The following is a 23,303-nucleotide window of genomic DNA, read 5'->3' on the forward strand; positions in this document are numbered from 1 at the left end:
CGCGGCTCCATAGCGCACTCCGGTGAAACCCCGGATCAGCAGCCGCAGGCGACCAACCGGGCGGCGATGTCGTCCAGCGCGGCCCGGGCCGTGATCGCGTTCGCCCCGCCCTTCGCCATGATCGCGAAGACCAGCGGCCGCCGCTCCCGGGTGACAAGCACGCCGGCCAGGGTGTTCACCCCGCTCAGCGACCCGGTCTTGGCCCGGACGATGCCCTGCGCGGTCTCGTTGGCGCTCGGCGTGGCGAACCGCGTCTCCAGAGTGCCGGACCAGCCGGCCACCGGCAGGCCGTTGAAGATGTTGCTGAGCGCCGGCTGATCCGTGCCGGCGGCCAGCGCCAGCGTCTTGACCAGCAGCTCCGGGGCGATGGTGTTGCGGTTGGACAGGCCGCTCGCGTCATTGAGGACGGCCAGTTCGGCGGGCAGGCCCAACTCGGTCAGCTGGTCCGTCATCGCGGTGGCCGCACCCTTGAAGCTCGGCTCCTCGCCGGCCGCCAGCGCGACCTGCCGGCCCAGCGCCTCGGCCACCACGTTGTCGCTCTGCTGCAACATCCAGTCGACGATCTGCACCATCGGCGGCGACTCCACCTTGCCCAGCTCGTCACCCGGGGCGATCGTCGCCGAGGCCGCCGCCGACGCCGACGGGTCGACGGCCGCCGTCTCCGGCGCCTCTCCCCTGGCCACCGCCGACGCGGGGACGCCGATCATCTTGGCGAACAGTTTGCCGGCCGCCAGCGCCGGATCCGAATGCCGCGGATCCCCGCCGTACTCGTTGTGCACCGGCTCGATCCGCCCCGCGTTGACCATCAGCGGCTGGATCCGGGCCACCTGCCCGTCCGCGATGTCCCCGCTGCCCCAGCCGGTCGCCGTCTCCGGCCCGGTGAACAGGGAGGTGTCCACCGTCACCCGGGTCGGCTTCGTGCCGCCGAGCGCCTTCTTCACCTGCGCCGCCAGATCGTCCAGACGGGCCGCCCCCGGGAAGAGGTCCTTGTCGTCCTCCTCGACCGCCAGCGTCGGGTCTCCGCCGCCGATGATCACCACCTCGCCGGGCCGCTCCCCGGCCACCACGCGGGTCTCCAGCCGGTGCGCCGGCCCGCGCGCGGCCAGCACGGTCGCCGCGGTCAGCACCTTCGTGGTCGAGGCCGGGGTGGTCATCTTGTCGGCGTTCCGCTCGTACAGCACCGTCCCGCTCACCGCGTCGACCACCTGGACGTGCACGGTGGAACCCAGCGCCGACGCGTTGACCAGCGGATCCAGCGCCGCCTTGACGGCCGCCGGGTCCGGTGCGGCGCCGTCCGCCTCGGCCGCCAGCAACACCGGCGTCGGCGTCGGCTCCGGGGTGGGGGCCGCCGTCGTGGGCGCGGCGGTCGGTTCGGCGCCGAGCCATTCGTCGACCGGCCCGGGCCGCACCACGAGACCCACTGCCGCCGCCCCCGCCAACAGCGTCAAGATCACAAGAGCGGACACCATTTTTGTACGGGACTTTCGGGGCACCGCCTCGTCCGGAGCGACGCCGTCGCCGGTCCCGGCCGTAACGCCCGCGCCGGGCTGATGTGCGGCTTGCGCTCCACGCGGCGGGGCACCCACCGAGGCGGTGTTCAACGGCACGGAGGCGCGCCCGTAGCCGCCCGGATCCCCCGGGCCGCTCTCCCCGCCACCGCGTCCCGGCCCACCAAGCCCTGGCCCACCATGACCCGGCCCATCGGTCCAGGGTCCGCTGGCCGCGGGTCCACTGTCCCGGGGCGAGGTCCCGCCGGGTGCGCCCGGCGGGGGTGCGATTCCGCCGGTGGGAAGCCCGAGGCTTGCGGTCCGGTCCGGATCCACGGAGCGGCCCGGAGCAGGGGCCCGGCTCACGATCTGCCCCAGGTTGGCGGTACGTCCCGGGTCGTTCTCCGGGCCCGGAACGGCGGCGGCCCCGGAGCCGGGCGCCCTCCCGAGATCGGATGGCTTCCCTGGCTCGAGTGCCCGCCCGAAATCAGCGGTCCTACCCGGATCGAGTGCCCGCCCGAAGTCGGCGGTCTTCCCCAGGTCCACGCCTTGCCCCTCGCTCGGCCGGCCGGGCACAGCGGCTTGACCGGCTCCGGACCAGCCCGGCACAGGGGCGTGACCGACCTCAGATCGACCCGGCACCGCGGCCGTCCCCTGCCCACTGTGCTGACGGGGATCGCCAGACTGACCCGGGCCGCCGACCTGACGGGGATCGCCAGGCAGACGGAGATCATCAGGCAGATGGGGATCGCCGGGCTGACGGTGATCGCCGGGCTGACCCGGGTCACCGACCTGACGAGGATCGCCAGGCAGACGGAGATCGCCAGGTAGACGATGATCGGCGGGCTGCCCTGAGGCGCCAACCTGACGCGGATCGGCGGGCTGGCCCGGAACGCCGACCTGACGCGGATCGGCGGGCTGGCCCTGAACGCCGACCTGAGCGGAGCCGGTCGAACGTCCATGAGTCCCGGGCTGTCCGCTCCCAGGACGGCCCGATCCGGCGACCTGACTCAGATCAGCGGGGCGCCTCGGTGCCCCGGCCTGCCCCAGATCGGTCGGCCGGTTCGAAACGCCACCGTGGTCCGGATTCGCGGTTTGCGCATCATCCGAAGCGCGGCCGGCCGGATTACCGTGCACGGGCGGTCCAGCCGCCCAGGCACCGCGCACGGCCGGCTCCCCGGGCTGGCCCGGGCCCTCGCTCCGAGGAACCGCGGCACGGTCCGGTCGCGCCGGCGTCGAGCCGGCTTGAGGGGTCAAGCCGGGCTGAGGGGTCAAGCCGGGCTGAGGGGTCAAGCCGGGCTGAGGGGTCAAGCCGGGCTGAGGGGTCAAGCCGGGCTGAGGGGTGGTGCCGGGCTGAGGGGTGGTGCCGGGTTCCGCCTCAGCCTGGGGCTGCGCTGCCGAACCCTGGCCCGGCCGATCCTCGGCCTGGTCGGGGCGGTGGCCCGGCCAGTTGCCGATCGGTCCCGGGCCGCTGGGCGGGTACTCGCCGGAAGGCGCCGTGGGAAGTCGCCCACCCGGCACCGCGGCTTCATCGCGGCCACCCGGCAGGGTCGGCCCGGATTCCGGTGCCGCGGAAGGTGCGTGCCCCGGCACGGCGGCCGGAGGAACGCTCGGATGACCGGGTTGAGCCCCGGTGAAGAAGTTCGGTGCCATCGATCCGGACGGCGCGGCCTCGGGCCTCGGAACACTTCCCGGCCCGGCCTGCCCCGTCTGTGTGGCCGGAGGCATCTGCACGGCACCTGCCGGCGCGGTCGAAGGCATCTGCGGGCCGCCCGCCGGACCCGAAGGCGACGGCTGCGCGGGCCGGGCCATCCCTGAGGACGGCGGCTGCGGCACGATTCCCGGCCCAGGCGCGGGCGAAGCGGGTATTCGGGCGGGCGCGGCCCCGGGGAGGAAGGCGGTGAGGTCGGTCATCGAGGCTGGCGGACCGGCCACCTCTCCGGCTCCGGATGCCCTCGGTGCCCCACCTCCCGAACCGGCCGAGGAGGCTGTGCCTGTCGCCGGCGCCTGTCCGGGCGCGAAAAGCTGACCAGGCACATGGGCCTGCCCGGATGTGGCCGCCGGCCCCGCCACAGACGACTGACCGGACGCGAGCGGCTGACCAGGCGCGGGGGACCGACCAGCCACCGACGGATGACCGGGCGAGATCGGCTGACCAGGCGCGGAAGACTGGTCAGGCACGGACGACTGACCAGGCGCGGAAGCGTGGCCAAACGTAGGGGCCGTCGGCATCTGACCAGGCGTGGATGGGTGACCCATGTCTGGAGTCCGGCCGGCGGCGGGTCCCTGTGGTGTGGGCGGCCGTCCGGCCGTACCAGATGGGTGTGGGTTTGCGGGTGACCGGCCGGACTCCTCGCCGGGCGCAGATGCCTTGGGAATCGATGCGCTCCCGGAGGTGGGTGCCGGTCCGGCGGGCGAAGGGCCGCCGGACGGTGCTTGCGGAATGCTCGCCCGGCCGGGAGCCGGCGCAGACGGCGGGGAAACCCGGCCCGGAATCGGCACGGACGGCAGGGATGCCTGACTCGGAGCCGGCGCGGTCGGCGGGAAAGCCTGACCCGGAGCCGGCGCGGAGGGCGGGGAAGTTGGGGCGGAAGCGTTCTCCTGTTGCCAGGGGAACGGCACCCGGGCGCCCGGGTCCGCGGGCGGAACGACGGCACGGCCGGCCGAGGGGGCCCCAGGAGCGGATGAGGGATCGGTCACACCCGATTTATCCGGATATGCCGGAGATACTCCGGGCGGACCAGCGAATCCAATACCCTCTTCGGGGCTGGGCTGCGCATCCGACACGCCGCGTCCCTCCGGACCGTCATGTGAATCTTGCCTCGTCACACGCCCCTCCTCACCCGTGGCGTCAGACTTAGGGGAGACTAGCGACATCCGGCACACCGTCGCGCGCGGATCCTGCGGGCCCCTGCATCCAGCCCCGCTTCCCTGCCCGGCGGACCGGTCTATTCAAGCGGGCAAGCAAAAGGGGAGCGAATAATGGATTTCGACGTTCTGGTTGAGATCCCCAAGGGGCAGCGCAACAAGTACGAGGTGGACCACAAGACCGGACGTATCCGGTTGGACCGGACCCTCTTCACCGCGACACAGTATCCCGCGGACTACGGCTACATCGAGGGCACCCTCGGGCAGGACGGCGACCCGCTGGACGCGCTGGTGCTGATCCAGGAGCCGACCTTCCCCGGTTGCCTGGTCCGGGCCCGCGCGATCGGCATGTACCGGATGACCGACGAGCACGGCCGCGACGACAAGGTGCTCTGCGTTCCCTACGAGGACCCGCGTCAGGAGCACCTGCGCGACATCCACCACCTGGGCGAGTTCGACCGGATGGAGATCCAGCACTTCTTCACGGTCTACAAGGACCTGGAGCCGGGCAAGTCGGTCGAGGGCGCGACCTGGACCGGCCGGATCGAGGCGGAGGCCGAGATCCGGGCCTCCTTCAAGCGCGCCGAGGCCGCCGAGGCCGCCGAGGGCGAAGGCGAGCACTGATCGATCGCTCCCGCGAGACCGCTGACCGACCGCACCTGTGGGCCCGCCCCGCAGGTGCGGTCGTCTTACCGGGTGTCCCAGCCGGCGGACCCCGGAGAGATAGCTCACACGGGCGTCAGGCCAGGCCGGACACCGCGCCGTAGAGGCCGGTCACCGCGCAGGCCACCGGGATCACCGAGACCACCGTGAGGGCGTCCAGCCAGTCGGCGGCACGGCCCAGGTAGGGCGACGGCGGGCGGCTCGCGTACCGGGCTCCGGCCCCCACCGTGATCAGCGCGACCAGGACGGCTCCCGCGATCACCGCGGGCAGGGCGTCGCCGGCGCCGGTGAGCAGGTCGGCGCCGAGTGCGGCGCCACCGGCGAGGCCGGCGACCAGCACCGGCACCCGATGCCGCCAGGTGACGAAGAGGCGGGAACGAAGCAGCAGCGCGGCCGCGCTGACCGCGAGCAGGATGCGTGCGGAGAGGGTGCCCGCGGTGGCGAGCACGGCGTAGGCGCCGGCCGCCAGGACGGCATGGCCGAGGAGCATTCCGGCGAGCAGTTCATCGGTACGCTCGACCGCCGCGAACACGGCCGCCCGCTGCGGTCGCTGACGGACCGTGTCGGCACCGGGGCGGGACTGCCCGTCCGGGACCGCCGACTCGACGCCGGGCGGCAGGCTGACCGGCGGCAGCGGGGCCCGCCCGAACCGCACGGCGAGCAGCGGCAGCACCCCGATCCCGCAGACCAGCACCGAGATCAGCACCGCGGCTCCGCCGGCCGCGTCGGTGAACAGCCCGGTGGCGGCGGTGAGCGCGCCCAGCAGGCCGACCGTCACGCCGGCCGTGAAGAACCGTGCCCCGGCCGCCACACCGGCCCCGGCCAGCGCCGACACCAGCAGGACGGCGACCGATCCGGCAAGCAGTTCCGGTCCACCCAGCCAGGGCAGCGGGGTGAGCACGCCGCCACCGTCGCCGGAGGTGATCAGGATCGCGCCGCCGGCGAAGGCGTACGGCAGCGCGTACCCACCGAGGGCGACCCCGGCCCGGCCGTCGCCGTACGCCCGGGACGCGATGGTGCCGGTGAACGCCAGCAGCAGTGCCACGCCGAGCCCGGCGATCCCGGCGAATTCCCCGTCCGGTCCGCTGAGCAGCAGGGCGGGCAGGCCGAGCGCGAGCGGGACGGCGGCCGCCGCCAGGGTCGCTGTCCGGGTGGCGGCCGGTGTCCAGACACCGCCCCGGCGGCGGGCGCCCTCGGCGATGGCCTCGACGACGTCGTCGTACTCCAGCTCCGGCCACTCGTCGCCGGCCGGGACGAGATGCAGCACCTCGCCGTCGCGTACGCCCTGGGGGTGGAGGCCCTGAGCTGTGGCGAGCGCGACACCGTCGCCTCGCCGGAGCACCCACCCGCCGTGCTTCTCGCCCTCGTCGGCGAGGCCCTCGCCGGCGTGCCGGAGCACCTCGGGCAGCAGCTCGGCCAGCGGGACCTGCTCGGGGAGCGCCACGTCGACCCGACGGTGCGGTGCGCTGATCGTCACACGGGCAAGACCGACGCTCACCAGGAATTCCTTCCGTTCGTCCACAGCAACCGTGGTCGAGGCTGCGGGATCGACGGAACTTTACCTAGCATGGGCCGGTCGTGAAGTCCCGAGATGGCCGGGGCTGGTCACCGGTCGAGGGAGCGGATGTGGGCACCGTGATGGTCAGGCGTGCGGCCCGCAGGCCAGCGCCGGAGATCCCGTCCGACCCGCTGAGCGTCGATCCGCCGCCGGAGATCCCGGAGCAGGTGGCGGCCCGCTGGCAGCAGTGGCTGATGGCGCTGCCGATGCTGGGCGGCACGCTGGCCATGGCGATGATGATGGGGCAGGGCCGCGGCGGGGCGTATTCGTATGTGATCGGCGGCCTCTTCGGGGTCTCCTCGCTGGCCATGCTGACCACCTCGTTCGGGGCCTCGGGTGCGCCGCGCAAGGCGGAGATGATGTCCGCCCGCCGGGAGTACCTTCGCCATCTCGCGGCGCTGCGCAAGCGGGCTCGGGACACCGCCCAGCGGCAGCGGACCGGCCTGCTCTACCGCCATCCCGACCCGGAGCGGCTCTGGTCGACGGTGGGCAGCCACCGGTTGTGGGAGCGGCGCGGCGGGGATCCGGATTTCGGCGTGGTCCGCGTCGGTCTGGGCCCGCAGACGCTGGCCACCCCGCTGGTGCCGCCGGTCGCCCGCCCGCTGGACGAGCTGGAGCCGATGACCGCGGGCGCGCTGCGCCGGTTCCTGGACGCGTACTCGGTGGTGCCCGACCTGCCGGTGGCGATGTCGCTGCGCGGGTTCTCCCGGGTCTACATCCGCGGGAACGCGCCCGGAGCGGAGGGGCCGCGTGCCCTGGTCCGGGCGGTGCTGACCCAGCTCGCGGTGTTCCACGGGCCGGACGAGCTGGTGATCGCGGTCTGCGCCGGGCAGGAGGCGCGCGGCTGGTGGGAGTGGGTCAAGTGGCTGCCGCACGCGCAGCATCCGAGCCAGTTCGACGCGCTGGGTCCGGTCCGGCTGGTGGCCGGTGACGAGCCCCGGCTGGCCGAGCTGCTGGACGAGGTGATCGGTTCGCGGCCCCGGTTCCATCCCGGCGAGAGCGCCGGCAGCGTGCCGCACGTCCTGGTGGTGGTGGACGGCGCGGAGCCGGCGAACACCCGGCTCGACGACGCGCTGGACGGGCTGACCGTGATCGACCTGGACACCGCGCCGCCCCGGCTGCTGGACCGGTCGGCGCTGGTCCTGGAGGTCCGGTCGGACGGGATGCTCGGCACCTACACGATGGATCACGAGGGTGAGGTGGGCCGGGCGGACGGCCTGACCGTCGCGGAGGCCGAGGCGGTGGCCCGGCGGCTGGCGCCGCTGCGGCTCGCCACCGCCCCCGATCCGGGCGGCGCCCCGACCGCGTCGGCCGAGACCGGGCTGCCCGAGCTGCTCGGCATCGCCGACCCGGAGAACTACTCGGTGGCGCACGGGTGGCCGGTCCGCGCGCCGCGGGACCGGCTGCGGGTGCCGATCGGCGTGAGCGACGACGGGGTGCCGGTCGAGCTGGACATCAAGGAGTTCGCCCAGGACGGCATGGGCCCGCACGGCCTGCTCATCGGCGCCACCGGCTCGGGAAAGTCGGAGATCCTGAAGACGCTGGTGCTGGCACTCGCCGCGACCCATTCGTCCGAGGTGCTCAACTTCATCCTGATCGACTTCAAGGGTGGCGCGGCGTTCGCCTCGATGGACCGGCTGCCGCACACCGCCGCGCTGGTCACCAACCTGGAGCACGCGCTGCCCCTGGTGGACCGGATGGCCGACGCCCTGGAGGGCGAGATGGCCCGGCGGCAGGAGGTGCTGGCCAAGGCGGGCAACTACGCGGGGCTGTACGACTACGACCGCGCCCGGGCCGGTGGCGCCCCGCTGGCGCCGCTGCCGACCCTGTTCGTGATCGTCGACGAGTTCACCGAGATGCTGAAGGAGAAGCCCGACTTCATCGAGCTGTTCCTCCAGATCGGGCGGCTCGGCCGGTCGTTGGGCGTGCACCTGCTGCTGGCCAGCCAGCGGCTGGAGGACGGGCGGCTGCGCGGCCTGGACACGCACCTGTCGTACCGGATCGGCCTGCGGACCAACTCGGCGCTGGAGTCACGGGCGGTGCTCGGCGTGCCGGACGCGCACGAGCTGCCCCGCTCCCCCGGTTACGGCTATCTGAAGTTCGGCACCGAGCCGCTGATCCGGTTCAAGGGCGTCTACGTGGGCGGGGCGATCCGCCGGGCCGGCCGGGGCGTCGGCACGACCGATCACGCCGACCTGCGGGTGCTGCCGTGGACCACGCAGCACGTGGCGGTTCCGGCCACCACGCCCAAGCCGAAGCCGGCCGCCGAGCCGGAGGGCCCGAAACTGGTCGATGTGGTCGTCGACCGGCTGGTCGGGCAGGGCCCGCCGGCACACCAGGTGTGGCTGCCGCCGCTCGAGGTGTCCCAGGTGCTGGACGAACTGCTCGGCCCGGGCGGGGTGATCCCGGGGCGCGGGCTGGCCTTCACCAACCCGGCACTGCACGGTCGCCTCCAGGTGCCGATCGCGGTCGTCGACAAGCCGCGCGAGCAGATGCGTGACGTGCTGTGGTTGCAGCTGGCCGGCGCGGCCGGGCACGTCGCGGTGGTCGGCGGCACCCAGAGCGGCAAGTCGACCGCGCTACGGACCCTGATCTGCGGTCTGGCGCTGACCCACACGCCGGCCGAGGTGCAGGTGTACTGCCTGGACTTCGGCGGTGGCTCGCTCGGCACGCTGCGGGACCTGCCGCATGTGGGCGGGGTGTTCGGGCGGCTGGACGCGGAGGGTGTCCGGCGTACGGTCGGCGAGATGGTGACCCTGCTGGCCCAGCGGGAGGCCCGGTTCGCCGAGCTCGGGGTGGACTCGATGGCGGCGTACCGGAGCCGGCGGGCGGGCGGTTCCGACCCGTTCGGCGACGTGTTCCTGGTGGTCGACGGCTGGGCCACGGTCCGCAAGGAGTTCGAGGAACTGGAGCCGGTCCTGACCGACCTGGCCACCCGCGGTCTGTCGTACGGGATCCACCTGGTGGCGGCGGCCTCCCGGTGGATGGACTTCCGGCCGGCCGTCCGGGATCTCTTCGGCTCCCGGCTGGAGCTGCGGCTCGGCGACCCGTCCGACTCGATCATCAACCGGCGGGCCGCGCAGGCGGTGCCGGACCAGACGCCCGGCCGTGGCGTGATCGAGCACCCGACCGACCGCAACCGGGGCCTGCACCTGCTCACCGTGCGGCCCGAGGTGAGCACGCTCGGGGAGACCACCGGCCTGGTCAAGGCGGTGGCGGCGGCCTGGGAGGGGCCGCTCGCGCCGCGGGTGCGCCTGCTGCCGGCCTCGGTTCCGTACGGCGACCTGCCCGTCGATGGCGGCACCGGCCTGCGGCTGCCGATCGGCATCGCCGAGGCCGACCTGCGGCCTGTCGAGATCGACTTCGCGTCCGACCCGCACTTCCTGCTCTTCGGTGACGCGGAGGCCGGCAAGTCGTCGTTCCTGCGGGCGCTGGCCACCACGATCACCTCACGGTTCCGGCCGGAGGAGGCCCGGATCATCCTGGTCGACTACCGGCGCAGCCTGATGGACCTGCCCGAGTCGGAACACCGGATCGGGTACGGCATGCAGGCCCAGCAGACCAGCGACCTGATCCTGTCCGCCGCCGGGTACATGCAACGCCGGCTGCCCGGCCCCGACGTGACCGCCCGAGAGCTGCGCGACCGGTCCTGGTGGACCGGCCCGGAGCTGTTCGTCCTGGTCGACGACTACGACCTGGTGGTGGCCGGGCCGACCAACCCGCTGCTGCCGCTGCTGGAATACCTCCCCCAGGCCCGGGACATCGGCCTGCACCTGGTGCTGACCCGCCGGTCCGGTGGCGCGGGGCGGGCCCTCTTCGAGCCGGTGATCCAGCGCCTGCGCGAACTGTCCGCACCGGGTCTCGTGATGTCCGGCGCGCCGGACGAGGGCGCGCTCATCGGCAACGTCCGTCCGGCGAATCTCCCACCTGGACGTGGTCGTTTGATCACACGGCGTGAGGGTACCCGCTTGATTCAGCTGGCTCACCGACCACCTTTTCGCGATTCCTAAAAATCGACAGACTCTCGGTGCGATTAGCCACGAAGGACCGCAGCGACACGCCGCTGCGGGGGAGTAATCTCCCTCCATCGACTGACCGTCCGACTGACCCGTCTCAGAATGGCGACGCCGACCCGTGAGCAGTGTGAGCATCGTGTCCCGGCCGGAGAGGCCGCGATGGGTGGCACCCGATGGCGGTGGCCGGTGCTGAGCCGACGGCTCAGCGCCTCGGTGCTGGCGGGCCTGATCGCCTTCGGCCCAGCGCCCGCCGTCGAGTCCACCGCCCCGATTCCGGTCGGCCACGGCGCCGGCGTCCTGGCCGAGCCCGTCGGCACCGCCGGTGACGAGGTGCGCGCCGACCAGTGGCAGTTGCAGGCGCTCAACCTGGCCGAGGCGTGGAACTACTCGGACGGCGCCGGCGTCACCGTCGCCGTGATCGACTCCGGGGTGGACGCCCACCACGCCGACCTGGAGGGCCAGGTGCTGCCCGGCCTCGACCTGGTCGACAAGAAGGGCGACGGCGAAAGCGACCCGGTCGGGCACGGCACATCGGTGTCCGCGCTGATCGCCGGCCGCTCCGACGATCCGCAGGGCGTCGTCGGCATCGCCCCGAAGTCCAAGATCCTCCCGGTCCGGGTGCTGGACGAGGAGAACCGCTACGACGACGCGCTGATCGTGGCGAAGGGTCTGCGGTGGGCGGTCGACCACGGCGCCAAGGTGGTCAACCTGTCCCTCGGCGGCAGCGGGTCCAGCTCCATCCTGTCGGCCGCGATCGACTACGCGTTCGCCAAGGACGTCGTGGTGATCGCCTGCACCGGCAACGCGACCGGCACCGCCACGGCCACCACACCGCGCTCCGGGGTGTGGTACCCGGCTCGCGAACCCGGCGTCATCGCCGTCGGCGGGGTGGACCGCGACGGCGAGGGCCTCTGGTCGGGTTCCATCACCGGCAAGGAGACCGTGGTGACCGCCCCGGCGAACGAGCTGGTCGGCGCCCGGCCCGGCGGCTACTGGAAGGTCCAGGGCACCAGCTTCGCCGCCCCGATGGTGGCCGCCACCGCGGCGCTGATCCGCTCCCGCTGGCCGGACATGCCGGCCGGCGAGGTGGTCAACCGGATCATCAAGACCGCCCAGGACCGCGGCGACCCCGGCCGTGACCCGGAATTCGGCTTCGGCCTCGTCGACCCGGTGGCCGCGCTCACCGCGGACGTTCCGCAGGTGCCCGGCAACCCGCTCGACACCACCCCACCGGCCGGTGTCGCCCGCTTCGGCAGCGCGCCGGTCTCCGGGCAGGCCCAGTCGGCCCCCGAAGCCAGCACCCAGCCGAACTCCACCACCGCGTCCACAGGCCAGAACGCGGGCGGTTGGGCGGCCCCCAGCGAGCCCACGTCGACCGGCGTCCCGGTCGCACGCTGGGTCGCCATCCTGCTGTTGCTGCTCTCCGCGATCGCGGCCGCGATAACCATCCGCCGCTTCGCCGAAGGCACTTAACGGCTGTGCTTGATTGCTCCGCTTCGCTCCGCGGCAAAACGCCTTGTAACCGGTGTCGAGGCAGGTGATTTCCCGCCGCCAGCACACCCCGCTGGCGTCGGCAAATCACTTGCCTCGACACCGGCGGCGTTTTGCGGGGGTGATGAGTGCACCGCCGTCCAGGTCAGGGTGACCGTTGCGTGGCTGGGAGCAGTTTCGTGGGAGTGGATCTTCCCGGCTGCCGTCGATACAGCCCTGGCGCCCGCTGGTCGAATGCTCCAGTGCCAACCGCCGCCCGCGCCTCCGGCCCGGTGGGCGATCACGTCGCGCCGTCCGTGTGCCCGGCCTGCCGCCATGGCGCGGGCGGCGACCACGGAAACCGTTACGTGTGCGCTGGTCGGCGCGAACGAGCCGGAGGGACGGACGGGGGATCGATTGACCAGCGGGGTCAGCGCTGATGACCAGCATGACCCGGTGACCCGTGGGGCGCCAGCCGCACGGTCAGGCTCGGCCCGGGGCGGGCGGCACGGGCGGGAGTGGGCAGGCGGTCGCTGGGGCGCCACGGGGCCAGGGGTGCTTGTGGTTGGGAGGGCTTGAGCCGTACCGGGGAAGGGGGTTAGGCGCACTCGCCGGTGCGGACGCCTCGGGTGCCTGTGCGACCGGCCTGGGCCACCGATGCGGCCTCGTCGGCCGTCAGGGCGAAGCCGACGTATTTGTCGTCGGCGGCGGCCGCGAAGATGACGCCGAGGACGTCGCCGTTCGGGTCGATCAGGGGGCCGCCCGAGTTGCCGCTGCGGACCAGGGACTTGATCGTGTAGATCTCGCGGGTCACGTCGCCGGATTCGTAGATGTCCGGGCCGGTGATGCGGCTGACGTCGCGGACCCGGGCGGACTGGGCGTTGTACGGCCCGTCCTGCGGGTAGCCGAGCACGATGGCGTTGGCGCCGCTCGACGCCTCCTTGGAGACGAACGGCATGACCGGGGCCTTGAGACCGGGCACGTAGAGGACGGCCAGGTCACGCTTGGGGTCGTAGACGACGACCTTGCCCTCGATCTGGCGGCCGCCGCTCTCCACGACGACCTCGCGGGTGCCGGCGACCACGTGCGCGTTCGTCATGACGCGCTCCTTGGCGTAGACGAAGCCGGTGCCCTCGATGCGGCGGGAGCAGCTCGGCGCCGAGCCGAGGATCTTGAGGACCGAGGCCTTGGACTCCTGCACCACCTTGGAGCCGGCGAGCGCCGGGTCGGGCGCCGGGACCTCGCGGGCCTGGGTCCGTGCGAAGCCGCCGAACACGTCCGGGAAGCCGTTGGTGTCGAGGGTGTCGCGCAGCCCGGAGGAGAGCGCCTGCACCTGCTCGGGCATCAGCTCGTTGATGCCGCCGAGAATGGCACTGCCGCGCACCTCCCGGTTGATCGCCGGGAACGGGGTGGACTGGAACGGCACGGCCACCAGCCAGGCGGCCAGCAGCACGGCGACGATCGAGACGAGCGCCCCGCCGGCGTCGTCGAGGTATTGCATGGGGCGGCTCTGGATGACCTGCCGCAGGTTGGTGCCGAGCCAGCCGGCCAGGGTCTGCCCGAGCACGGCCAGCACCAGGATGACGCCGAGGGCGACGACCAGGCGGACCGTCCCGTTCTCGAACTGGCGGGCGATCAGCGGCCCGAGCTGGAGACCGATCAGGACGCCGCTGAAGAAGCCACCGAGCGACAGCGCACCGATGGTGAAGCCCTGGCGGTATCCGCTGATCGCGAACAGCACCATGAGCACGATCAGGATGACATCGACCACGGGCACTCACTCAGCGTAGAAGTCAGGGTCCATCTCACGGCACCACCTCGTCCGGCGCCCCGCCCCGGGCGGCCGGCACCGGCGCGCTGGCATCCGGTAGCTCGACGACCCGTCCCGGCTCCCACGGGACCGCCCAGCCGGCCATCTCCAACATCGCCGCGATCACTCCCGCCGTGAAACCCCAGACGAGTAGCCCACGGACCTGGAAGGCGGGCCCGATCCAGCCACTCGGATGACGCACCCGGATACGGTTCGCGGGATCGGCGAGTTCACTGATCGGCAGTCGCGCGACATGGGCCACCTCGGCCGGCTGGAGCGGATGCACCGGATGCGGCTTGCGCCACCAGGCGAGCACCGGGGTGACGACGAAGCCGCTGACCGGGATCCACAGCTCGGGCAGCAGCGCCAGCACCTCGGCCGAGGTCGGGTCGAGGCCGACCTCCTCCTGTGCCTCGCGCAGCGCGGTGGCCGGGGCGTGGGCGTCCTCCGGATCGGTGGCGCCACCCGGGAAGGCCGGCTGCCCGGCGTGGTTGCGCATGGTCGCGGCCCGTTGCAGGACCAGCAGATCGGGGCGGCCGCCGTCGTCCTCGCCGATCAGGACCAGCACGGCGCTGGCGCGGCCGCCCTTCCCGACGGGGCGGCGCAGGGTGGTGAAGTCCTCGGTACGGCATTCGGCGACCCGGGTCAGCAGCGGATCGAACCATCCGGGCAGCCCCTCCGGCCGGCCCAGCACCTCGCCACGGCTCATCGGGTCACCGTAACGCCGGTATGTTTCTTCACCTGTTCGATCAACTGGTCGACGTCCATGGCGGCTCGGTGCACGTACATCCCCCCGTCGGCATCGATGAAGACGGTCGCGGGCAGTGTCGCCAACCCGAGTTCGTCCAGGAGCCGTTTCTCCCGGTCGTACAGGGTCGGGAAGTTGACACCGCGGGTGGTGGCGAAGTCGGCGGCGGCGGCCCGGTCGTCGCCGATGTCCACGCCGAGGACGGTGAAGCGGCCGTCGGCGCGGTCGGCGAGGCCCTGGATGACCGGCAGTTCCTCCCGGCACGGGCCGCACCACGACGCCCAGAGGTTGATCACCGCCGGTCCGCGCAGGTCACGCAGTTTCACTCCCTCGCCGCCGGTGAAGCACGGGAGCGATATGTCCGGTATTTCGGTAGATGCGACACCGGAGCTTCCGAGGGGAGAGCAGGTCGCGAAAGGAGACGGTATCTCCGGCTCGTCGGGGTCGGCGGCGGTGCAGGCGGACAGCGCCAGGGCGGCGACGATCAACGGGACGAGCCGTCTCACGGCTCCTCCGGAGCCAGGACCGCCGCGGCCGGGACCAGGGCGGGATCCACGCCGGCGGCCACCGCCAGCTCACGCGCCCGCGGGCCCTTCAGAAGCTTCGCCGCCGGAGCGGCCTCGGTCGGCCCGGTCCCGAAGGACGGGCACATCGCCTTCAAAGTGCAGGCCCCACAAGCCGGGGTACGCGAATGGCACACCCGCCGCCCATGGAAGATCACCCGGTGCGACAGCATCGTCCAGTCGCGCTTCTCGATCAGGTCGGCGACCAGGAATTCGATCTTCACCTCGTCCTGCTCGTCGACCCAGCCGAACCGGTTGGTCAGCCGCCGGAAGTGGGTGTCGACGGTGATGCCGGGGACGCCGAACGCGTTGCCCAGGATCACGTTGGCGGTCTTGCGGCCGATGCCGGGCAGCTTCACCAACTGGTCCAGCTTGCCGGGGATCTGCCCGTCATGGTGCTCCAGCAGCGCCTGGCCGAGCCGGATCAGCGAGTTGGTCTTGGCCCGGAAGAAGCCGGTGGGCCGCAGCAGCGCCTCCATCTGCTCCCGGTCGGCCGACGCGTAGTCGGCGGCCGAGCGGTAGCGGCGGAACAGCTCCGGGGTGACCTGGTTGACCCGCACGTCGGTGGTCTGCGCGGACAGGATGGTCGCGACGGCCAGCTCGAGCGGGTTGGTGAAATCCAGCTCGCAGTGCGCGTCGGGATGGGTCTCGGCGAGCTCGCGTGCCATCTTCCGGGCCCGGCGCTTGCGGCCCAGCGGCGTCTCACCCGCGAAGCGCGAGAGCACGGCTGTCGCTGCGCGGGGTGGGGTCACCGGTAAAGAGTACGTCGGTCACGCCGGCGGCTTGATGCTCCCGTCCGCGGCGACGACGGCGGCGGTGTCGCCGAAGTCCGCCTCGGACAACCGGGCCACCATCTTGCGGCTGCGGTCGTCGCCCTTGTTGCGGGACGGCACACCGGCGTCGTTCAGATAGGTGGAGACGAACTTCCCGCCCACGTACTTCCCGTCCCGGGTGAGCGAGACGTGCAGGATGCCGGAGTACTTGAGGTCGCCGTCGCGGGACAGGGTGCGCCCGCCGCCGGCGAAGTTGCCCAGGCTGTAGGCGATGAGCTTGCCCTTGTAGAACTCCATGCCGCGCAGCACGTGCGGCCCGTGCCCCACCACCAGGTCGGCGCCGGCGTCGATCACGGTACGGCTGAATTTGACCGGGTTGCCCCGGTTCTCTCCGAAGTAGATCTCGTTGCCCGGCTTCACGTGCGCCTTGTCCGACCCCTCGGCGCCCATGTGCACCTGCACCACGACCAGGTCGGCCTGCTCACGGGCCTCGGACACCACGGAGGCGGCGGCGTCCAGGTCGTTCACGTTGTTCGCCCCCGCGTACGGCGAAAAGCCCACCACCGCGACCTTGATCCCCTTGATCTCCACGACGGTGATCTGGTCCTCGGCCCCGGTGTGCTCGAGCCCGGCGCCCTCCAGCGCCTCCACGGTGTTGCGGTAACCCTGGGGGCCGTAGTCCTTGGAGTGGTTGTTGGCCGTGTTGAGCAGCTGGAACCCGGCCTCCTTCAGGTGCTCGGCGTAGGCCGGCGGGGACCGGAAGGCGAAGCAGTTGTCCCGCTTCGGGGTGCCGCACTTGGAGGTGCCGGTGTCGCCGGTGAGCGGCTGCTCCAGATTGCCCATGACGAGATCCGACTTGAGCGATCCGGTGACGGCGTCGAAGAAGCCCTCGCCGTCGTTGGCGGGCAGCTTGTTCGGGGCGTCGCCCATGATGATGTCGCCGGTGGCGGACATCGTGATCGACTCGATCTCGGCCGATTCCTCGATCGGGGGCTTGGCCGAGGCGGACGTCGGCGCGGTCCAGACCGGAGTGTCGCTTTCCTGGCTACAACCACTCAAAGCGCCGCTTATCAGCGCAACCGCCGTAAGCAGGACGAAGCGCTTCTTACCGGGGGATGGGGGGTACGAATTCATCGACGGGGACGATACCGTCAGCCGACAAGCGGGATCGACCGACGAAAGGCCTGTCCTGAGATGTCCGGACCGCTGAATTGTCGTGAGCGGTCACGGCATTTCTGGTTACCGTCCAGTATCTGGATCAAGGGGTGGCCGCCCGTTTCCCGCCCGCATGCGCCTAGACTGATCGAGCGCAGACGTTGCGCGTTTTCGAAAGGTGCGGCGATGGATGAGGTACTGGCCCGGAGCGGAATCTTTCAGGGTGTAGACCCGGAAGCCGCCGAGGCGCTCGCCAAGGAGATGGACACGATCGAAGTCCGCAAGGGCGACGTGGTCTTCAACGAGGGCGAGGCCGGCGACAGTCTGTATATCGTTCTGTCCGGAAAGATCAAGCTCGGTCGCCGGGCCGCGGACGGACGGCAGAACCTCGTCTCCATCATGGGCCCGTCCGACATGCTCGGTGAGCTCTCGCTCTTCGACCCCGGTCCGCGCACCGCGACGGCGACCGCGGTGACCGACAGCCGCCTGGCGCGGCTGAAGAAGTCGTCGCTGCGCCCGTGGCTCAACAACCGGCCGGAGATCGCCGAGCAGCTGCTCCGCGTGCTGGCCCGCCGGCTGCGGCGCACCAACGACGCGCTCGCCGACCTGATCTTCACCGACGTGCCCGGCCGGGTCGCGAAGAACCTGCTCCAGATGGCCGGCCGCTTCGGCACCCGGGACGGCGGCGTCCTGCGGGTCACCCACGACCTCACCCAGGAGGAGCTGGCCCAGCTGGTCGGCGCCTCCCGCGAGACGGTCAACAAGGCGCTCGCCGACTTCGCCTCGCGTGCCTGGCTCCGGCTGGACGGCAAGTCCGTGATCATCCTGGACCCGGAGCGCCTGGCCCGCCGCGCTCGCGTCTGACGCCACCCGCTGACAAGGGGCTGTCCTGCGGACAGCCCCTTGGTCGTGCCTGCGTGTCGCATCCGTACGGCCACTCGTTACGGAGGTGGTCGAGAGGGCACCGGCGGGCACGGGGAAGGGCGCGGCTTTGAAGGCAGGCAGGGGCGTGGCGGTATGACCGTGCTCGGCACCACGCTGGACCCGCGTGATCCCGCCTACCTGCAGGGCCGCAGCACCACCCTGGAACTCCTCGCCGAACTGGAGCAGGCGCTCGACGAGGCACGTGCCGGCGGCGGCGAGAAGAACGTGACCCGGCATCACGCGCGCGGCAAGCTGCTGCCCCGGGAGCGCATCGAGATGCTGCTCGACCAGGACAGCCCGTTCCTCGAACTGTGCCCGGTCGCGGCCCGGGGCACCGAGTACCCGGTCGGCGGCAGCGTGGTCACCGGGATCGGCGTGGTCGAGGGCGTCGAGTGCGCCGTGGTGGCGAACGATCCGACGGTGGCCGAGGGTGCGGTCAACCCGTTCACCGCCGACAAGATCCGCCGGGCCACCACGATCGCCACGGCCAACCGCCTCCCGCTGATCAACCTGATCGAGTCGACCGGCGAGACCGGCACCACCGGCGGGCTCTTCCCCCCGGAACGGGTGCCGTCGATCTGCGTGGTCTTCGGCGCCACCACCGGGGACGCCGCCTACCTGCCGGCTCTCTCCGACTACACGATCACGGTCCGCGGGCCGGTCAGCGGCGGCGTCAACGGGCACTCCCCGGTGGCGCCGGCCGACCCCGCCGACCAGACCGCCGTCGACGAGCGGGACGGGCTGCGGCTGGCCCGGCAGTGCGTACGGCGGCTCAACTGGCGCAAGCAGGGGCCGGCTCCGCGTACCCACCACCCGGCCCCGCCCCGGCACGGTGACGAGGATCTGCTCACCCTGGCCGCCGTCGATCCGGCCGCCTTCGAGCCGCGTGAGGTGTTCGCGCGGATCCTCGACGACAGCGACTTCGACGAGTTCAAACCCGGTCACGGCGCCGCCGTCGTGGCCGGATGGGGTGAGCTGCACGGGTATCCGCTCGGGGTGCTCGCCGCCCCGAACCGGTCCTGCTCGGCCGCCGAGGCGCAGAAGGCGGTGCACTTCCTGCACCTGGCCAACGCCACGGCCACCCCGCTGCTGTTCCTGGGTCATCCGGGTACGGCCGGCGGCGACCAGGAGAGCCGGCACGACGCCCCGATGGGGCACGCCATCGCCCGGTCCACCGTGCCGCACCTGGTACTCACCGTCGGCGGGATCGTCCCCGAGCGCACCGACGAGCCCCGTTTCCGATTCAGCTGGCCCACGGCCGGCGCCACCGCCCCGGTCGACGACGGCGTCATCGATCCGCGCGACACCCGTACGGTCCTCGGGCTCTGCCTCTCCGTAGTGCACAGCGCGGCCGTCGTGGGCGCCGGTCACGTCGGCGTGTTCCGATCTTGAAAGGTGGACCAGTGATCCGACGACTTCTGGTGGCCGACCGAGGAGAGGTCGCCCGCCGGGTGTTCGCCACCTGCCGGCTGGTCGGCATCGAGACGGTCGCCGTCTACTCCGACGCGGACGCCGACGCGCCGCACGTGGCCGAGGCCGACTACGCGGTGCATCTGCCGGGCAGCACGCCGTCCGCCACCTACCTGGCGCCCGCGGCCCTGCTCGCGGCCGCCCAGCGGGCCGGGGCCAACGCCGTGCACCCGGGCATCGGGATCCTCGCCGAGGACCCGGAGTTCGCCCAGGCCGTGGTGGACGCCGGGATGATCTGGGTGGGGCCGCCACCGGCCACGCTCCGCACCCTGGCCGCCAAGATCGAGACGAAGAGCCTGGTCGCCGAGGCGCAGGTGCCGGTCCTGCCGACCTACACCGACCCGGAGACGGTGCCCGGTTTCCCGGTGCTGATCAAGCCGGCCACCGGTACCGGCGGTCACGGCATGCGGGTGGTCCGGGACGCCACCACGCTCGCCGAGGCGGTCGCCTCCACAAGGCGTGAGGTCGGCGGCGACGTGTTCTGCGAGCCGTACGTCAGCAACGCCCGGCACATCGAGGTCCCGATCCTGGCCGACGCCCAGGGCGCCGTGGTCCCGTTCGGTGAGCGCGAGTGCTCGGTGCAGCGCCGCTACCAGAAGATCGTGGAGGAGACCCCGTCCCCGGCCGTCGACGTGAGCCTGCGCGAGGACCTGTGCCGGGCCGCGATCGTCGCGGTCCGGGCGCTGGGTTACGTGGGCGCCGGCGCGGTCGAGTTCCTGCTCGACTCCGAAGGGGACTTCTGGTTTCTCGAACTGACCCCGACCCTCCAGGCCGACCACGCGGTCACCGAGTGCGTCTCCGGCTACGACCTGGTCCGCCTCCAACTGCTGGTGGCCGAGGGCGGCAACGTGCCGATGCCCGGTCCGCCGGCGATCCGCGGGCACGCCATCGAGGTGCGGATCTGCGCCGAGGACCCGGCGTACGCCTGGCTGCCCGCCTCCGGCACCCTGCACCGGTTCGCCGTCCCGGACGTGGCCGGCCAGTTCCGCCCCCTGCCGCAGCCCGGCCTGCGCCTGGACGCCGGCGTCACCGACGGCTCGGTGATCGGCATGCACCACGACCCGATGCTGGCCAAGCTGATCTCCTGGGCGCCGAGCCGTCAGGAGGCCGCCCGGATGCTCGCCTCCGCCCTGGCCCGCGCCCACCTGCACGGCGTCGTCTCCAACCGGGACCTGCTGGTCCGGGTGCTGCGGCACGACGCGTTCCGGGCCGGCGAAGTGGACACCGGCTTCCTGGATCGGCACCCCGAGGTGTTCGCCCCGCTGCTCTCCTCGGTGGACGCGGTCCGTCTCTCCTGCCTGGCCGCCGCCCTGGCCGGCGCCGCCGCCCGACGCGCCGCCGCACCGGTTCTCGGCTCCCTGCCGTCCGGCTGGCGCAACGTCCCGTCCGGTTCACAGACCGCGGTGTACGACGGCCCCACCGGCCCGGTCGAGGTCGGTTACCGGATGAACCGCAGGGGCGGCCTGGCCGGCTGGTGGGTCCGCGCGGTGGACCCGGAGGAACTGGACCTGGCCGGGCTGGGGCAGGCTCCGGTCGCCGACGAGCACCCGAACATCGTGGTGGTCCACGCCGACAGCGACCGGGTGATCCTGAACGTGCAGGGCATCCGGTTCGCGGTCCACGTGCACCGGGCCGGCGACATCTCCTATGTCGACAGTCCCGAGGGCTCGGTCACCTTGCGCGAGATCTCCCGGTTCCCGCTGCCCACGCCGGAGGCCGCCGAGAGCTCCCTGATCGCCCCGCTGCCCGGCGCCGTCCGCCGGGTCCTGGTGGTGCCCGGCCAGCGGGTCCGCGCCGGTGAGCTGCTGCTCACCCTGGAGGCGATGAAGCTGGAGCATCCGGTGCACGCCCCCTCCGCCGGCGTCGTGGCCTCACTGCCGGTGCGGCCCGGCGCCGAGGTCGACACCGGCGAGCTGCTGGCGGTCCTGGACCCGGAATAGTCTGTTACCCGGTCGTTACCAAGATCTACGAACCGACTGTCACATCGGCGCATCGCACTTCACGACAGAGCGACAGAGCATGTGCAGAAAGAAGCGATGACGATGCGGCGCACGATTCCTTTCCTGGGCGCGATTCTCGGCCTCACCTTCGCCGTCACCGGATGCGCGGCGAGCCCGGAGCAGGTCGGTGGCGTCGCGGCTCCGGTCGGCGCGACGGTGCCCACCGCGGCGGCCACCTCGGCATCCCCCACCACGGCCGCCAGCCCCTCGGCGTCGAAGTCGAGCGCTCCGGCCAAGGCCGCGGCGCTGGTCCTCGGGCCGGACGGACTGGGCGCGCTCGAACTGGGGATGACCCGCTCCGAGGCCCTCGCGACCGGGGAGATCGTCAAGCAGTCCGCCACCCACGTCGCGAAGTGGCAGGAGATCAACTCCGGCTGCACTCCCGAGTTCCGCCTGCGGGGCAGCTCCGGCGACAGCGGCTGGGTCTGGTACCAGGCCGCCGGCGTGGCCGTCATCCCCGCCCCGAAGGGCGCCGTCACCCCGGAGGGCATCAAGGTCGGCAGCACCCTCGACGACGTCCGCCGCGCCTACCCGAAGGACGTGGACGAGCAGTTCCTGGCGGACACCGGCCGGCTGCTGGTCACGGCTCCGGGGAACAGCGACGCCACCTACCGGATCGGGTTCGACAGCGACCTCCGCAAGGTCGAGAGCCTGACGCTCCAGTTGACCGCCCAGGAGTGCTACGAATAGGTCTCGTGGCAGCTAAGCCCGGCGGGCGCGGCAAAGGCCCGACCCGGCAGATGCTCGCGGGGAGCTCCGAGAGCCTTTCCCGACCCGTACGAGAAATGGGTCTTCAGTTGCCGAGGAACCACTTGCTGAAGAAACCCTTGCGAGCCGGATTGTTATGGACCGTGGGGGTTTCGTCCAGAGTGGGGGTGCTCGGCGGGATCGGCCGCGGACGCGGCGGCGGCACGTTGTTGACCGCGGTCGGGCGGTAGACGGCCGGCGGCGGCTGCGGAACGCTCGGGTCCAGGTGCAGGTTGTTGAGCAGGTCGCGCAACTGCTCCGCGGTGGGCCGGGCGGACGGGTCGTTGTCCATGCCGAAGCGGAGCACGTTGGTGAGCGCCCGCGGCACCCCGGGCAGATCGGGGATGGGCTGGTGGAAGAGGTCCATCAGGGTGAGGATGCTGGGGCTGCGGTTGGACTCCCAGCGCGGTGGTCGGCCGCTCATCACCGCGTAGAGGCTGGCGCAGAGCGCGTAGACGTCGGCGGCCCCGGACGGATTGTCGTGGCGGAACATCTCCGGCGGGGCGTAGGCCGGGGTGAGCACCTCGAGAGTGACCGCTGAATCGCGCATCTCGCCGAGCACGGCCAGGCCGAAGTCGGCGAGGACGGCCGCGTTGAACTCCGAGTAGAGGATGTTGGCCGGTTTCACGTCGCGGTGCAGGACGCCGTTGGCGTGCGAGTGCACCAGCGCATCCGCGATCTTGATGCCGACGTCGCGGGCCTCGGCGGCGTCGAGCGGGGAGACGCGCATCCGGTCGAGGTACGACCCGTCGCAGAGCTCCATGATCAGGTACGGGTGCTGGTCGACCGTGACCCCCACGTCGAAGAGGTCGACCACGTGCGGGTGCGACGACATGCGGCCGGCCGCACGCGCCTCACGCAGGAAGCGGGCCTGGTCACGGGCACTGTCGAGGGTCCGGTTCTCCACCTTGATGGCGACGTCGCGGCCGACGGAGTCCTGGGTGGCCCGGTACACAGTGGCATAGCCGCCACGGGCCATGACCGACAAGCCGGACATGCCGGGCACGTATGGCACCGGCAGGGCACCGGGCGGAGTCTCCGTCACGGAATA

The 23,303-nt window shown here is 72.2% G+C and carries 17 protein-coding genes; 9 read left to right on the forward strand and 8 right to left on the reverse strand.

All coding sequences use genetic code 11. From position 1 onward, the window contains the following. Positions 1–35: 35 nt before the first annotated feature. On the reverse strand, positions 36–1,469 hold the full coding sequence (dacB, locus tag IEZ13_RS46865) for a D-alanyl-D-alanine carboxypeptidase/D-alanyl-D-alanine endopeptidase (protein ID WP_229795122.1): 1,434 nt from the start codon (positions 1,467–1,469) through the stop codon (positions 36–38). 681 nt (positions 1,470–2,150) lie between these two features. On the opposite strand from dacB, the gene IEZ13_RS46870 reads away from it, so the two are divergent. Continuing rightward, positions 2,151–2,318: a hypothetical protein gene (locus tag IEZ13_RS46870; protein ID WP_229795124.1), complete on the forward strand. Its 168-nt coding sequence runs from the start codon at positions 2,151–2,153 to the stop codon at positions 2,316–2,318. A 2,151-nt stretch (positions 2,319–4,469) separates the two neighbouring features. Beyond that, entirely contained in the window at positions 4,470–4,979 is a 510-nt protein-coding gene (locus tag IEZ13_RS28160) for an inorganic diphosphatase (protein WP_183224342.1), read from the forward strand. 115 nt (positions 4,980–5,094) lie between these two features. On the opposite strand, the gene eccD is transcribed toward IEZ13_RS28160, so the two are convergent. After that, positions 5,095–6,516: a type VII secretion integral membrane protein EccD gene (eccD, locus tag IEZ13_RS28165; RefSeq protein ID WP_183224340.1), complete on the reverse strand. Its 1,422-nt coding sequence runs from the start codon at positions 6,514–6,516 to the stop codon at positions 5,095–5,097. Positions 6,517–6,644: 128 nt separating this feature from the next. On the opposite strand from eccD, the gene eccCa reads away from it, so the two are divergent. Both eccCa and mycP read left to right on the forward strand, forming a co-directional pair. Continuing rightward, a complete protein-coding gene (gene eccCa, locus IEZ13_RS28170; RefSeq protein ID WP_183224438.1) occupies positions 6,645–10,586 on the forward strand; it encodes a type VII secretion protein EccCa in 3,942 nt (1,313 codons plus the stop codon). A gap of 165 nt (positions 10,587–10,751) precedes the next feature. After that, positions 10,752–12,065: a type VII secretion-associated serine protease mycosin gene (mycP, locus tag IEZ13_RS28175; protein WP_229795126.1), complete on the forward strand. Its 1,314-nt coding sequence runs from the start codon at positions 10,752–10,754 to the stop codon at positions 12,063–12,065. Between the two features lie 595 nt (positions 12,066–12,660). On the opposite strand, the gene IEZ13_RS28180 is transcribed toward mycP, so the two are convergent. The 5 genes from IEZ13_RS28180 to IEZ13_RS28200 are packed head-to-tail and all read right to left on the reverse strand — an operon-like array spanning position 12,661 to position 17,015. Continuing rightward, a complete protein-coding gene (locus tag IEZ13_RS28180; protein WP_183224336.1) occupies positions 12,661–13,839 on the reverse strand; it encodes a MarP family serine protease in 1,179 nt (392 codons plus the stop codon). Between the two features lie 28 nt (positions 13,840–13,867). Then, positions 13,868–14,581, reverse strand: coding sequence for an NUDIX hydrolase (locus IEZ13_RS28185; RefSeq protein WP_183224334.1), 714 nt, complete (start codon positions 14,579–14,581; stop codon positions 13,868–13,870). Then, positions 14,578–15,126 carry a TlpA family protein disulfide reductase gene (locus tag IEZ13_RS28190; protein ID WP_183224332.1) on the reverse strand — a complete coding sequence of 183 codons (549 nt, stop codon included), beginning with the start codon at positions 15,124–15,126 and terminating at the stop codon, positions 14,578–14,580. The genes IEZ13_RS28185 and IEZ13_RS28190 overlap by 4 nt, the downstream gene beginning before the upstream one ends. Continuing rightward, a complete protein-coding gene (nth, locus tag IEZ13_RS28195) occupies positions 15,123–15,935 on the reverse strand; it encodes an endonuclease III (RefSeq protein ID WP_268240146.1) in 813 nt (270 codons plus the stop codon). The genes IEZ13_RS28190 and nth overlap by 4 nt, the downstream gene beginning before the upstream one ends. A gap of 18 nt (positions 15,936–15,953) precedes the next feature. Next, complete coding sequence (locus IEZ13_RS28200) at positions 15,954–17,015, reverse strand: CapA family protein (protein ID WP_229795127.1); 1,062 nt, start codon at positions 17,013–17,015, stop codon at positions 15,954–15,956. On the opposite strand from IEZ13_RS28200, the gene IEZ13_RS46875 reads away from it, so the two are divergent. From IEZ13_RS46875 to IEZ13_RS28220, 5 genes are all read left to right on the forward strand, one after another. Then, the gene (locus tag IEZ13_RS46875; protein WP_229795165.1) at positions 16,900–17,166 is read left to right on the forward strand and encodes a hypothetical protein; all 267 of its coding nucleotides are present in this window, start codon (positions 16,900–16,902) and stop codon (positions 17,164–17,166) included. The genes IEZ13_RS28200 and IEZ13_RS46875 overlap by 116 nt on opposite strands. Positions 17,167–17,297: 131 nt before the next feature. Continuing rightward, positions 17,298–17,975, forward strand: coding sequence for a Crp/Fnr family transcriptional regulator (locus IEZ13_RS28205; protein WP_014447921.1), 678 nt, complete (start codon positions 17,298–17,300; stop codon positions 17,973–17,975). Between the two features lie 153 nt (positions 17,976–18,128). Next, entirely contained in the window at positions 18,129–19,427 is a 1,299-nt protein-coding gene (locus IEZ13_RS28210) for a carboxyl transferase domain-containing protein (protein WP_183224328.1), read from the forward strand. An 11-nt stretch (positions 19,428–19,438) separates the two neighbouring features. Further along, on the forward strand, positions 19,439–21,445 hold the full coding sequence (locus IEZ13_RS28215) for an ATP-binding protein (RefSeq protein ID WP_183224326.1): 2,007 nt from the start codon (positions 19,439–19,441) through the stop codon (positions 21,443–21,445). A gap of 96 nt (positions 21,446–21,541) precedes the next feature. Then, on the forward strand, positions 21,542–22,195 hold the full coding sequence (locus IEZ13_RS28220) for a hypothetical protein (protein WP_189285759.1): 654 nt from the start codon (positions 21,542–21,544) through the stop codon (positions 22,193–22,195). Positions 22,196–22,298: 103 nt separating this feature from the next. Here IEZ13_RS28220 and IEZ13_RS28225 read toward each other — a convergent pair whose 3' ends face one another. Further along, positions 22,299–23,297: a serine/threonine-protein kinase gene (locus tag IEZ13_RS28225; RefSeq protein ID WP_183224322.1), complete on the reverse strand. Its 999-nt coding sequence runs from the start codon at positions 23,295–23,297 to the stop codon at positions 22,299–22,301. Positions 23,298–23,303: the final 6 nt, after the last annotated feature.

It is taken from the genome of Actinoplanes campanulatus, assembly GCF_014647795.1.
Classification (GTDB): Bacteria; Actinomycetota; Actinomycetes; order Mycobacteriales; family Micromonosporaceae; genus Actinoplanes; species Actinoplanes campanulatus.